This is a genomic window from Cohnella sp. 56, assembly GCF_037963805.1.
Lineage (GTDB): Bacteria > Bacillota > Bacilli > Paenibacillales > Paenibacillaceae > Cohnella.
Window position 1 is genome coordinate 392,681 of record NZ_JAZDQE010000004.1, and the last position, 13,356, is coordinate 406,036.

Annotated in this window: 12 protein-coding genes; 5 read left to right on the plus strand and 7 right to left on the minus strand. The window is 59.5% G+C overall.

Translation table 11 applies throughout. From position 1 onward, the window contains the following. Positions 1 to 62 precede the first annotated feature (62 nt). A complete protein-coding gene (locus VQ071_RS10180) occupies positions 63 to 1,241 on the plus strand; it encodes an MFS transporter (protein WP_340513877.1) in 1,179 nt (392 codons plus the stop codon). On the opposite strand, the gene VQ071_RS10185 is transcribed toward VQ071_RS10180, so the two are convergent. Then, positions 1,238 to 2,194 carry an anti-sigma factor gene (locus VQ071_RS10185; protein ID WP_340513878.1) on the minus strand — a complete coding sequence of 319 codons (957 nt, stop codon included), beginning with the start codon at positions 2,192 to 2,194 and terminating at the stop codon, positions 1,238 to 1,240. The two genes, VQ071_RS10180 and VQ071_RS10185, sit on opposite strands and share 4 nt — an antisense overlap. Then, entirely contained in the window at positions 2,187 to 2,789 is a 603-nt protein-coding gene (locus tag VQ071_RS10190; protein WP_340513879.1) for an RNA polymerase sigma factor, read from the minus strand. The genes VQ071_RS10185 and VQ071_RS10190 overlap by 8 nt, the downstream gene beginning before the upstream one ends. Before the next feature lie 208 nt (positions 2,790 to 2,997). Between VQ071_RS10190 and VQ071_RS10195 the strand changes: the two genes are divergently transcribed. The 3 genes from VQ071_RS10195 to VQ071_RS10205 are packed head-to-tail and all read left to right on the plus strand — an operon-like array spanning position 2,998 to position 6,184. Continuing rightward, a complete protein-coding gene (locus tag VQ071_RS10195) occupies positions 2,998 to 4,158 on the plus strand; it encodes a COG1470 family protein (protein ID WP_340513880.1) in 1,161 nt (386 codons plus the stop codon). Positions 4,159 to 4,161: 3 nt separating this feature from the next. Then, a complete protein-coding gene (locus VQ071_RS10200; RefSeq protein ID WP_340513881.1) occupies positions 4,162 to 5,157 on the plus strand; it encodes an ABC transporter ATP-binding protein in 996 nt (331 codons plus the stop codon). Continuing rightward, positions 5,141 to 6,184: an ABC transporter permease gene (locus tag VQ071_RS10205; RefSeq protein ID WP_340513882.1), complete on the plus strand. Its 1,044-nt coding sequence runs from the start codon at positions 5,141 to 5,143 to the stop codon at positions 6,182 to 6,184. The genes VQ071_RS10200 and VQ071_RS10205 overlap by 17 nt, the downstream gene beginning before the upstream one ends. A gap of 410 nt (positions 6,185 to 6,594) precedes the next feature. On the opposite strand, the gene VQ071_RS10210 is transcribed toward VQ071_RS10205, so the two are convergent. From VQ071_RS10210 to VQ071_RS10230, 5 genes are all read right to left on the minus strand, one after another. Continuing rightward, a complete protein-coding gene (locus tag VQ071_RS10210) occupies positions 6,595 to 8,241 on the minus strand; it encodes a glycoside hydrolase family 13 protein (RefSeq protein WP_340513979.1) in 1,647 nt (548 codons plus the stop codon). A 70-nt stretch (positions 8,242 to 8,311) separates the two neighbouring features. Continuing rightward, positions 8,312 to 9,148, minus strand: a complete 837-nt coding sequence (locus VQ071_RS10215; RefSeq protein WP_340513883.1) for a carbohydrate ABC transporter permease — start codon at positions 9,146 to 9,148, stop codon at positions 8,312 to 8,314. After that, entirely contained in the window at positions 9,148 to 10,020 is an 873-nt protein-coding gene (locus VQ071_RS10220; protein ID WP_340513884.1) for a carbohydrate ABC transporter permease, read from the minus strand. The genes VQ071_RS10215 and VQ071_RS10220 overlap by 1 nt, the downstream gene beginning before the upstream one ends. 126 nt (positions 10,021 to 10,146) lie before the next feature. Then, complete coding sequence (locus VQ071_RS10225; protein WP_340513885.1) at positions 10,147 to 11,403, minus strand: sugar ABC transporter substrate-binding protein; 1,257 nt, start codon at positions 11,401 to 11,403, stop codon at positions 10,147 to 10,149. Positions 11,404 to 11,566: 163 nt separating this feature from the next. Continuing rightward, positions 11,567 to 12,538: a LacI family DNA-binding transcriptional regulator gene (locus VQ071_RS10230; RefSeq protein ID WP_340513886.1), complete on the minus strand. Its 972-nt coding sequence runs from the start codon at positions 12,536 to 12,538 to the stop codon at positions 11,567 to 11,569. Between the two features lie 244 nt (positions 12,539 to 12,782). On the opposite strand from VQ071_RS10230, the gene VQ071_RS10235 reads away from it, so the two are divergent. Continuing rightward, entirely contained in the window at positions 12,783 to 13,310 is a 528-nt protein-coding gene (locus VQ071_RS10235; protein WP_340513887.1) for a PadR family transcriptional regulator, read from the plus strand. Positions 13,311 to 13,356: the final 46 nt, after the last annotated feature.

The window sequence follows — 13,356 nt, forward strand, 5'->3', positions numbered from 1 at the left end:
GTTGTCACCATTATGCCTTATGATCGGAATCGCAAGCAACTATGTGACGGGAGTGACCGACGATGTTTAAGTTTACCGTTTTGTTTTTTCTCGTGATGTTCATGATCGGAACCGATACGTTCCTCATCTCTCCCCTGCTGCCGACGCTTCAGGAAGCGTTCGGCGCGCCGACCGGCAAGGCGGGATGGATGCTCGGCGCATATACGCTCGGCTCCGCCGTATTCGCCCTGATCGCAGGCCCGCTGTCCGACGGCTGGAACCGGAGGACCGTCATGCTCTGCGGCTTGATCGCCTTTTCCGTCTCGACGGTGCTGTGCGGCTTCGCGCAAGACTTCTGGTCGATGTGCCTGTTCCGTCTGCTCGCCGGGATCAGCGCGGCGTTCACCGCGCCGCAAGTATGGGCAGCCATTCCGGCCGTGATGCCTCCGCACAAAATAGCCAAGTCGATGGGCGTCGCATATGCCGGTCTTGCCGCCTCCCAGGCGCTCGGCGTGCCGATCGGCAGCTGGCTGGCGGCCGGCGGCTGGTCGCTGCCGTTCTGGACGATCGGCGCCCTGTCGCTCGCACTCGCCGCCTTCGCCTACCGCCTGCTGCCCGACATGAGACCTTCCGGCGCCACGGCCGGCCGCGGCTCGATTTTCCGCCGGTACGTGCCGCTCATCCGCAGCGGCAGAGCCCGGAGCGGGTTCCTCGCTTACCTGCTGCTGCACCTGGGAGGCGGCACCGCATTCGCCTTCGCCGGCAAGTGGATGGCCGACAGCTTCAGCCTGTCGGTTGGGCAGATCGGCGGAGCCATGCTTGTGTTGGGCTTCGGCAACTTGCTGGGCAGCACGATCAGCGCCTTCGCCGCGCGCAAGCTCGGCACCGTCCGCGCGGTGGCGATCGGGTTGACACTGCTCGTCGCGATGTATGTGGTCATTCCCCGCCTGCCGCATCTGTACGCGGCGACGGCCGTCTACTTCTTCGTCTTCGCGATTCTCGGCGTCCTGTTCCCGATCATCATGGCGGCGCTGACCTCGCTCAACGCGACATTGCGAGGGACGATCTCAAGCCTCGCCAATGCGACGATGAACGGCGCGAACACGCTTGGCGCCTCGCTCGCGGGCCTACTGTACGTGCATGCCGGAGGTTACGCGGCGATCGGGCTGTTCGCCTCCGTCAGCCTGGCGCTGTCGCTAGTCGCTTTTCTGACCGGCGGCATCCTCAGATCGCGGCCGGCGACCGCCGGGGACAGCGTCTAGTCGCTCGACGTCCCGGACGCTCCCGCGGGCGCCTTCAGCCGGATCGAAGCCGTCTCCGGCTCGGTCGGCATCGGACTGCCGCCCTTCGGCTCGACCGTGAGCAGGAGGGCTTCCCACTCTTCGGGACGAACGTTAGCGGAGTATAGATGAGCGCGCGTATCGTGGAACCGCAGCAGGCCCAAGTTCGCGCTCTTCCCTCCGGTTTGCGCCCACGCTTGCATGTCGGTACGGTCCGAAGGCAGCAGCCCTTCCATCAGCAAAAAAAGCTCATGCGTCCGAACGTTCAGCCATAACGTCTCCCGGGCTCCGGGAGGCAGGGCCGATCGGGCCCAGCCGTCTGCCGCGGCGGAGCGCGAGCCGGAATCGGAACTGTAGATGACCGTGTCCGGCTGATTCATGACGGCTGCGCCGTCCGGTTCGTGCAGCATCGCATAGCCGGCCGGGCTCAGGCTCCCGCCGGGCGCCGTCCCGCCGCGCGCGAACGGATACAGCAGCATCAGCAGCACGGCGACCGCCGCGCCCAGCCCGCAGACCGCTGCGATGGCCGGGCGCTTGAAGGCGTTCCGGAGCGCGGCGGACGTTCGTCTGGCGAAGGCATAAGCGGCGGCACGGCTGCGCAGGCTGAGGCGGCGGGTCGCCGAGAGAGCCGTATCGGCGCCGCCGATCGCCGCGCGCAGGGCGTCGGACCGGGCAGCGTGCCGGTCCGCTGCAGCGCGCAGGGCGCCCGGCCGCCGGGCAGCGTATCGTCCCGCAGCAGCCGGTCCGCCGCGCTCGTCAGGAGTGGGTCCTCCCCGCTCGCCGCCGAGCAGCGCCGCCCACTGTCCGTAGACAGTCTGACAGGCCGCACAGCCGTCCTTGTGGGCGAGCAGCGCATCCTTCTCCCGCGAGCTCAGCCTGGCGCCGAGCAGGTCGACCCAACGCTCCTCGGGAACATCGCATCTGCGCTCACTCATGGCGCTCGCCTCCGTCCCCCTGGCCCCAGCCCATTCGCTCGAGCGCCTTGCGCAGATGGCCGAGTCCGTAGCGCACCCGCGACTTGACCGTGCCGAGCGGCACCTCCCAGGCGTCCGCCAGCTCCCGCTGGCTGCTCGCCGAATAGTAGGCCGCCGCCAACGCCTCCCGCTGCAGCCCGGGCAGCTGCCCGAGCGCACGCCGCACCGCCTCCCGCTCGAACCGGGCCAGCGCGGCCGCCTCCGGCAGCGCGTGCGTTCGCTCCTCGGGCGCGGTCTCGCCCGAGGAGCCCGTCAGCACCGTCCGGCTGCGCTTGCGGAGCCGATCGAGGCATCGGCTCTTGACCTGGACGGCGAGCCAAGCCTGCACAGAACCTCGCGCCGGGTCGTACCGCCCGGGTCTGCGGATGACGGCGAGCAGCACGTCGTGGCATACATCCTCGGCCTCCATCCGGTCGCCGAGCAGCTGGCACGCCAGCGGCAGCAGCTGAGGCACGGCATGCTCATACAGCTTTTCGAAGGCGTGCGGGTCGCCCATCTCCATTTTCCTCAGCCATTCGGCCATCTCCAGGACAATCTCCGCCGAAGTCCCGTTCATACGCGTTCTACCTCCGATCGATAGCATAACTACTTTTATTCATAGCAGATTCGGCGCTTTCCGCGCATCGCTTTCGCGCGATTTTTATCTGATTTTAAGCTTCCTTTAAGCGATTTTTTATGTGAAAAACCGGCCAAAAATTAAATCCGCCGCCGCCTCTCCCGCGTACTCCATGTGAAAAAAAAGTGCTTAGGGAGGTCTCGTTCAAATGTTAAAAATCCGCTCCAAAAAACTCGCAAGCCTCATGATGACGCTGCTCGCGGCAATCGGCCTGATCGCGCTCTCCGCGCCCGCAGCGGCCGCCGGCACGGCCAAGCTGTACACGCCGTATGTGAGCCTGTCCGCGGCGCCCGGCGAATCGATCTCCTACGACATCGATCTGATCAACGACGGCGACGGCATCGAGACTGCGGCGCTCAGCTACACGGCTCCCGGCAAGGAATGGAAAACCGATCTGACGGCCGGCGGCCATCCGATCTCCGAGGTCGCCGTCAAGCCGAAGGAGTCGCAATCGGTGAACTTGAGCGTGCTGGTGCCGTTCGAGGTCGCCAAGGGAAGCTATACCGTGCAGCTGAACGCCGGCACGTTCGGCAGCTTGAGCCTGAAGATCAACGTCACCGAGCAGGGCACCTACAAAACCGAGCTTAGCGCCGAGCAGCCGAATATGGAGGGGCACAGCGACTCGACGTTCACCTACAATCTGACGCTCGCCAACCGGACCGCAAGCAAGCAGCAATATGCGTTGACCGCAGAGCCGCCGGCCGGCTGGGATGCCAGATTCAGCGCAGACGGCAAAAACGTGACGGCCGTCGACGTCGAGCCCAATGCGACCACGTCCATCACGCTGACATTGACGCCTTCGGAAAAAGCTGCGGCCGACACCTACAAAATACCGGTCCACGCCTCCAACAGCAGCACGTCGGCCGACGTCACGATGGAAGCGGTCATTACCGGCACGTACGGCATCGATCTGTCGACGAGCAATCAAGTGCTCAGCACGAACCTGACGGCCGGCGGCAAGCGGACGCTGGAGCTGGCGGTTAAAAACACGGGTACGGCCGAGCTGACGAACGTCAGCCTGACGAACACGGCGCCGACGGATTGGGAGGTTACGTTCGAGCCCAAATCGATTTCGTCGATCAAGGCGGGCGAATCCGTGCCTGTCACGGCCACGATCAAGTCGTCCGGCAAATCGCTCTCCGGCGATTACGTCGTCGGTCTGACCGCGCAGGCGGCGGAGAAGTCCGCGGATGCGGCGCTCCGGGTCACGGTCAAAACCTCGGTGCTCTGGGGCTGGATCGGCGTGCTCATCATCGTCGCCGTCCTGGGCGGCGTGTACTGGCTGTTCCGCAAATACGGGAGGCGTTAAACGATGGATGATAAGGTAATCGAGCTGAGCGGACTGACCAAGCGATACGGCGAATTCACTGCCGTATCGGAGCTGGATCTGTCCATACGTCGCGGCGAGATCTTCGGCCTGCTCGGGCCGAACGGGGCGGGCAAGACGACGACCATCCTGATGATGCTCGGACTCGCCGAGCCTTCGGGCGGCCGGGCGACCGTCTGCGGCATCGACGCTACGCGCAATCCGATCGAGGTGAAGCGCCGCGTCGGTTACATGCCCGACGATATCGGCTTCTACGAGGACCGGACCGGACTCGATAATCTGATGTACACGGCGATGCTGAATCGGATATCCGAGGCGGAAGCGAGACGGAGGGCGCTCGAGCTGCTGGATCGTGTAGGGCTCGGTGCGGCTGCCGATAAAAAAACAGGCGCATATTCGCGAGGCATGCGGCAGCGCCTAGGGCTCGCGGATGTGCTCATCAAGCAGCCGGAAATCGTCATTCTCGACGAGCCGACGCTCGGCATTGATCCCGAAGGCGTACGCGAGCTGCTCGCGCTCATCCGTGAGCTGAGCCGGGACGAAGGACTGACCGTACTCCTCTCCTCCCACCACCTTCACCAGGTTCAGCAGATCTGCGATCGCGTCGGTCTGTTCGTCGGCGGCAAGCTGATCGCATCGGGCGATCTGGCCGCCCTGTCGCAGCTGCTGGACGGTCAGTCCGCCTATGCCGTCGAGCTGGACGTCGCCGGCTGGAGCGATCGGCTGGCAGAAGACATACGTGGGCTGGAGCGCGTCACGGCCGTCTCGCTGCAGGAGCCGGACGCGCTCGATGCGGCACATCGGGCGGAGGGCATCGTCACTGTGCGCATTAACGGTTCGGACGATATCGCCGCCGAATTGGCTGCGTCAGTCGTCGGCAGCGGCGCCTCCTTGCTCGGCCTGAGGCCGCTGCGGTATGGACTTGACGAGATTTACCACCGGTACTTCGAGGGAGGCGATCCGATTGGCGAACTTCATTAAGAGACTTCTTCCGGCCGGCGCCGGAATGCGCGAGCGAGCCGGAGCTGCCCGTGCCGTGCGGGCCCCCTCCCCGTTCTGGGTCATGGTGCGCAAGGAATTCGGCGATCACATCCGCAGTTGGCGGTTCGTCATCCTGCTCGCCATCGTTGTGCTCGCTTGCGCGGGATCGCTCTACTCCTCGATATCCGCACTGAAGGACGGCCAGGCAGCCAGCGCAGCGGCGGGCGAAGGCGGCTCCGTCTTCCTGTTTCTGCGCATGTTTACGGAGTCGGACGGCTCGCTGCCGGGCTTTTTGACTTTCCTGTCGTTTCTCGCGCCGCTCATCGGCATCGCGCTCGGCTTTGACTCCGTCAACACGGAACGCAACAAAGGAACGCTAAGCCGCCTGCTGTCGCAGCCGCTGTACCGCGACGACTTCCTGAATGCGAAGTTCGTCTCCGGTCTGCTGTTGATCGCGGTTGTCGTGTTCTCGCTCGGCTTCCTGGTTATGGGTACCGGACTGTTCACGATCGGCTATCCGCCGACGCCGGAGGAGTTCTGGCGCGTCGTCGTCATGCTTGCGATCACTGTCGTCTACGTCGGTCTATGGCTGAATCTATCCTTGTTGTTCTCGGTTCGCTTCCGACAGGCGGCGACTTCGGCGCTCGGCGGCATCGCGCTGTGGATCTTTTTCCTCGTATTCTACGGCATGATCGTGAGCCTCGTCGGCAATGCGACCGCGCCCGCGGATACGGCGGCAGCGAGTGAGGTCATCCGCCATCAGGACTGGATGATGCTGCTGTCACGGCTGTCCCCGGCTTACCTGTTCCAGGAAGCCGCATCGACGCTGATGCTGCCGGACACGCGCACGCTTAATCCGTTCATTACGCAGGATCAAGCATACTTGGCCATTAATGCACCGCTCTCGTTCGGACAGAGTCTGCTGCTCGTGTGGCCGCAGGTCGTGGCGATCGTGGCGGAGACCACGGTGTCGTTCGCGGCCGCTTATGTCACCTTTATGCGGCAAGAAATCCGTTCACGCTCCTAAGGCTAACCGGGGTGGGCTCATCCCCTTCACTCAGCGCGCGGGACCGGTATATCTCCTCACAGCAACCGGGGTGGGCTCATCCCCTTCACTCAACGCGCGGGACCGGTATATCTCCTCACAGCAACCGGGGTGGGCTCATCCCCTTCGCTCAACGCGCAGGACCGGTATATCTCCTCACGGCAACCGGGGTGGGCTCATCCCCTTCGCTCAGCGCACGGGACCGGTATATCTCCTCACAGCAACCGGGGTGGGCTCATCCCCTTCGCTCAGCGCACGGGACCGGTATATCTCCTCACAGCAACCGGGGTGGGCTCATCCCCTTCGCTCAATAATGAGCAAACGGGATAAGCCCACCCCGGTACAAAAAACAAGGGACAAGGCACGCCACCACAGCCGCCTTGTCCCTGTCTTTATTCTATTATATAGATACGCGCCTCATGCGGGCGCAATCGCGCCATGCCTTCCTCCGGCACCCCGCCATCCGCTCCCGGATAATTCCCGAGCAGCAGCCGCAGCGTCCGTCCGCGCACATGCGCCGGCCATGCGAGCTCGGCCGATTCGTCCCCATGGTTCAGGACGACAAGCCAGCGTACGTCACCCAACCGGCGCTCATAGACGTATAGATGCGAATCGTCCATCCACTCCGGCCATTCCGCGAAGTCCCCGTAGGCCATGACATCATGTTCCTTGCGAAGTGCGATCAGTTGCCGGTAATACGCATAGATCGAGTCTGGGTCAGCCAGATCCCGTGCGACGTTCAGCTCCCGGTAGTTCGGATTGACCTTGATCCACGGCGTGCCTGTCGTGAACCCTGCGTATGCGGAGTCGTCCCACTGCATAGGCGTCCGCGAGTTGTCTCGGCTCAGGGGCTGCAGGGCGGCGAGCGTCTCGGCCGGATCGCGTCCTTTGCCGATCTCCTCCGCATAGCGATTCCGCATGGCGATGTCGTCGTAGTCGTCGATCGAAGCGAATCGTACGCCGGTCATGCCGATCTCTTCGCCCTGATAAATGTACGGAATGCCGGGCAGCGTATGCAGCATCGTTGCGAGCAGCTTGGCCGACTGCACCCGGTACGCGCCATCGTTGCCGAACCGCGTCACCTGCCGCGTATGATCGTGGTTGTTGAGAAATTGGGAGTTCGAGCCTTTGCCCCACAGCCCTTCATACCAGCGGCGCTGAATTTGCTTGAAGCGGAGCATATCCCATGCCGGCATCTCGTCGCATACTTCGAAGTGGAACAGCATGTCCAGCTCGCCGCGATCTTCGCCGACGAACTTCAAGCCTTCCTCCGGAGATACGAATGCCGCCTCGCCCACCGTGACGATCTCGTAGCCCGCGAACGTCCGCTCGTTCATTTCCCGCAAATAGTCATGCAAGCCAGGGTTATTGGTCAGATAACGGATATCCTCGGGTCGCTCCGCGTCCGGGAAGCCGTCGGGCTTGGCGAGCAGCGCGATCGCGTCCAGCCGGAAGCCGTCAATGCCCCGGTCGAGCCAGCGACGCATCATGCCGTAGATCGCTTCGCGCAGCTCCGGATTGCGCCAGTTGAGGTCGGGCTGCTCCACGGCGAAGGAATGAAAATAATACTGCTCCGTCGCCGGGTCCCATTCCCAGACCGAAGGCGCGAAGTAGGAGCGCCAGTTGTTCGGCGGCCCGCCTGCCTTCGCGTCCTGCCATATATACCAGTCGCGCTTCGGGTTGTCCCGGGACGACCGCGATTCCACGAACCATGGGTGCAGATGCGAGGTGTGGTTGACGACGAGATCCATGATCAGCTTCATGCCCCGACGGTGCACCTCGGCGATCAGCCGGTCCAGCGTCTCAAGCGTCCCCGCCTTCGGCATAACCGCCTCGTAATCCGAGATATCGTAGCCGTTGTCCAGATCGGGCGACGCATAGACCGGATTGAGCCAGATGATATCGACGCCGAGCGTCTGAATGTAGTCGAGCTTCGCCAGTACGCCCTCCAGATCGCCGACCCCGTCGCCGTCCGTATCGTAGAAGCTTCTCCAGTAAACCTGATAGACGACGGCTTTTTTCCACCATACGCGATTGATTGCGGTCATGACTACCTCCATGCGTGCGTCTTGTTGTATTGTGCAGCGGCAGCGGCGGCCGCTTCCGCGTTTACTTGACCGCTCCGGCGGCAATGCCCTTGATAATGTACTTCTGCGCGAACATGTAGAAGATTACGACCGGAATGATCGTCAGTGTGAGACCGGCCATCGCCAGGTTCCATTGAATCGTGAATTCGCCGAAAAAGTAAAAGGTCGAAAGCGGAATCGTTCGCAGCCCCTTGTCCGAGAGCGTCAGTGAAGGCAGCAGGTAGTCGTTCCACATCGCGATGACATCGAGGATGGCAACTGTAATCGTAATCGTCTTGAGCATCGGAAATACGATTCTCCAGAATACACCGAACTTGGTGCAGCCGTCGAGCGTGGCCGCTTCTTCGAGCGCGATCGGCACGGACTTGATGAAGCCGTGGAACAAAAATACGGCCATGCTCGCGTGGAAGCCGATATTCATGTAGATCAAGCCGCCGCGCGTATTAAGCATCGGAATATGCAGCGTGCTGCGAATCCAGTCCATCACCTGCATGAGCGGCATCATCAGCGTCTGGAACGGGATCAGCATCGTCGAGACGAACACCATAAATATAATCCGGCTAAGCCGGTTGTCCGTCCGCACGAGCATCCACGCCGTCATGGAAGCGAGGACGACGACGAAGATGACGGATACGATGGTGATGAACAGCGAGTTGCCGAAGGCGGTCATGAAGTTCATCTTGTCCGCCGCTTTGCTGTAATACTGGAAGCTGAAAGACGAGGGCAGCGCCAGCGCATTGCGGTACAGCTCCGCCCGGTCCTTGAAGGAGTTGACGAGCATCAGGTAAATCGGGGACAGAAATGCCAGCGCCAGCACGACGAGCAAAGCATTGACGGAGGAGCGGGTCGCTCTGTTCATCAGTACTGGACCTCCTTTTTCTTCGTGATGATGACCTGCGTCAGCGTGACGGCAGCCACAAGCACGAAGAATACGATCGCTTTGGCCTGACCGAGGCCGTAATGACCGTAGCCGAATATTTCATTGAAAATATTCATGGCGAACAGCTCGGTCGTGTTGTTCGGTCCGCCCTTGGTGAGCGACAGGTTGACGTCGAAAATCTTGAACGCGCCCGACAGCGTAAGAAACAGGCAAATCGTGAAGGCCGGCATCAGCAGCGGGAAAACGATCCGCGTCAGCCGCTGCCACAGGTTGGCGCCGTCCACCTTGGCCGCCTCGCTCAGCTCGTCCGGAATGCCCTGAATGCCGGCGATATAAATGATCATCGTGTAGCCGGCCATCTGCCAGGCAAAGACGATGACCATCGCATACAAAGCGGACTGCGGATGAATAAGCCAGTTGAAGAACAACGCATCGAAGCCCGTCTTGTTCCCGAGATACTTGAATACGTCGGTAAAGATGAACTGCCAGATGTAGCCCAGAATAAGGCCGCCGATCAGGTTCGGCATGAAAAACATCGTGCGGGCCGCGTTGCTCACGCGCAGCTTCATCGTGACGAGCAGCGAGAAGGCAAGCCCCAGCACGTTGACCAGTATAAGCGCCAGCACGGTAAACTCGATCGTATGCCACGCGGAGTTCAGGAAGCGGTCGTCATGAAACAGCGTCACATAGTTGTCCCAGCCCACAAATACCTTCGGATTGGCCGGAATGCCGTCCCATGTAACGAAGGAATATCCGATCCCGATAATAAACGGGATGATGACCACCGTCGTGAAGACGAGCAGCAGCGGGACGGTAAATAAGGCAAACCAGGCCTTGTTGCTCTTGGTCAATGGAATCACCTCGGTTCAATGAAGTAGGCGGCTAATTGATCGCCTTGTTTGAAAAGCGAAAGCCTAACGCCAATTTCAGGGTTAGGCTTTCGGCTGTTGCTTGAGGAAATGTCAGGCGCGCGCGGTTTACTTCGCGCCTTTCGCCCAAGCGGCATCCAATTTTTGAAGGAACTGCTCGCCCGTCATGTCTTTGGAGAGGAAGAAGTCCTGCGTCGCCGGCGCCAGGTCGTTGACGATGATGCCCTGCGGGAAGTAGCTGTTCGCCCAAGGAATCGTCTTGCCGGCCTTCGTCGCCTCGAACACGACCTGGGACAGCGGATCGAGGTTCGCAGCTTCAATGTTGGTCATCGCCGGAATGAACTTGAACTCGTCAACGATCGCCTTTTTGCCGGCATCGCTCGTGAACATCCAGTTGAGGAACGCCGAAGCGGCCTTGATCTGGTCGGCGTCCGCCTTGTTGTTGACGACCCAGTTGCTCGCCACGCCTACCGCGATCTTGTCGTTGCCGGACAGCGGCAACGCCATCATGCCGACGTCGAAGCCGAGATCACCGTAATCCTTCAGCATGCCGTAGCTCCAGTTGCCCTGGTGAACCATCGCCGTCTTGCCGGTCGCGAAGTCGCCCATTTGCGAGTCGTACTTTACTTCCATCGGGTTAACCGTGTTGGCCTTGATCGCTTCCATGAACTTGGCGAATTCCTGGAACTCCTTGGTGTCGGCCATCTTGACTTCGCCTTTGTTCAGCTTGTCGATGAAGCCCTGCGGATCGGACTGCAGCGCGAACGGCGTATTGATGATATGTCCGATCAGGAAGTAGGCTTCCTGCGAAAGGCTGAGTCCGTTTTTGCCTTCGGCCTTGAACTTCTCAAGCGTCTTCGTGAACGAAGCGAGGTCGGTGACGTCCTTCGGGTCGACCATGTTCTTGTTGTAGACGAGACCGAAGCCTTCGACGCCGTACGGTACGCCTACGACCTTGTCTCCGTCCTTCAGCGCCATATCGGGCGCGATGTTTTTGGCGAACGCTTCGTTCGAGAGGTCCGCATAATACGACTTGAATTTCTCGGCCTCGGCCCCCGTCCCTACGCTGAAAATCGTAGGTCCTTCGCCCGCAGCGAGCTTGGCCTGGAGCTGCGTCATGTAGGCGTCGCCCGCCGAGCCCCATACCTCGACTTCGTTGCCGGTTTCCTTCTTATAGGTTTCTGCCAGCGCCTCCAGCGGTTCTGCAATCTCGACCTTGGATTGGAACAGGGAGATTTTTTTCAGCTTCTCGGCGCCGGACGAGCCGCTTGCACCTTTGTTGTCATTGTCGTTGCCGCAAGCCGCCAGCATACCTACAACAGCCGTAGCCGCCAGTAAAACAGAAACATTTTTTACTAACTTCAAATAAAACGCCCCCTCAAATCATGTTATTTAGTAAATTCAATAAAACTTATTGTTCATATACCCAATATATAAACTATTGAAACCGCTGTCAACCTTATTATATGCGAAAATCAAATAAAAATCGCAATTTATTTAGTAAAATCAAGTAAAATAAGTATTTGCTTTATTTGACGGTGCTTCTCCACTTGACTGTCGCCCCAAGTTTGAACGGCTCTTGACCGCGGGATTCGCCGCCGATCAGCTCCAGCATTTTTTTGGCTGCCAGGTACCCGCTCTCGTACCGCGGTATCGCGACCGTCGTCAGCCCCGCCATCGCTGCGATGGCCGAATCGTCGAAGCCGGTCACGGAGATGTCCTCCGGCACCCGAATCCGATGTTCCTCGAACGCCTTGATCGCGCCCAACGCCATATTGTCGTTCGCGCAGACGATTACCTCCGGGAGATCGTTGCTCAGCAGCATGAGCTTGGCCGCTTGATAGCCGCTGTTTTCCCTGTAGTTGCCGTGATAGTAATATTTCTGGTCAAAAGGAAGGTGATTGCGCGACAGCGTATCGGCGAAGCCTGCGAACCGCTCCTTGTTATCCAGCGTATAACCGAGTCCGCCGATATAGCCGAAGCGCTTCATGCCGCGGTCGATCAATGCTTGTACAAGCTCGCACATGACCGGATAATTGTCGACGATCACGCTTTTAGCATTTCCCTGAACGCCTTCCATTACTCGGTCCATCAGCACGAGCGGCATCTCGCTGGCTGCCACGTTCGCCAGAAATTCGTCGGACATGCTGCCGTCGAGGCAAATGGCGCCTCTTGCAAAGCTGCCCTGCATAAATTCGGCGCTCGATTTGTTCGTGCAGACGACGAGATTAAACCCGTTTTCCGTCAGGCAGTCGCTGATGCCTTGAATAATTTTCAAATAAAAATCGCGATCGAAATCGCTAAAAATAAACAGAATTGTACGATTATGATCGGCTCTTGATTTTTTACCCGCGCCGTTTATCTCATAACCATGCTCCTCGCATATCTTTAAAATCCGTTCCCTCGTCTTTTGTCCGACGTTTTTGCGTCCGTTCAGCACGTTGGACACGGTCGATATGGATACGTCCGCGATCTGCGCAATCTCCTTTAAGCCGATCATCGATGCTCGCCCTCTCCAGCATAGGTTTACTACACCCATCATATCGTATACAAATTTTTTTGTAAATTTTACTTAACTAATTACTTTGACACTACCCATTCCGGGAATAGCTATCCATATCGGTTCAACAAAAGCATACAGAATCATATATTGACTTGATATATATCAAGTCGATATAATGACATTGATCAATGGACATTGAATTGAATAAATCGAAGTTATTCAGGTTGGAGGTTTTTTGCCGATGAACAGTCAGGATGTCATTTTAGGCTTGCTCCATCGCGAGTCCCTCTCAGGTTATGAGATTAAGCAAAAGCTGGAGATGCCACTGTCCTTTTTTTTCGATGCAAGCTTCGGAACGATCTACCCTACGCTATCGAAGATGGAGGCCCTAGGCTATATCGTGAGGGAAAGCGTCATGCAGGAAGGACGCCCGAATAAAAACATGTATTCGTTGACCGCCGAGGGCAGGGCACAATTCGAGCGATACTTGCAATCGCCGGTTGAGAAGGACAGCTATCGCTCCGATTTTCTCGTGCGGATGTTCTTTGGAGAGTATTCGGATGAAGATACGCTCGCCGACTGGATTCGTGACGAGGTCCGCAAAGCGGAAGCGGCCACAACGCAGCTCGACCGGATGAAAAGCGAGTGGGCCAAGGACATGCCGGCATCGAAAACGCTCTGTCTGGACATCGGCATCGAGCTGAACGAGTCTAAGGCCAAGACGCTGCGCGAGGCGCTAAAGCGGCTGACGGGATCGGCAGATATGTAACGCCGGAGCCTGCTGCTGCGGCATCCACGCGGGGACAATGAACAAT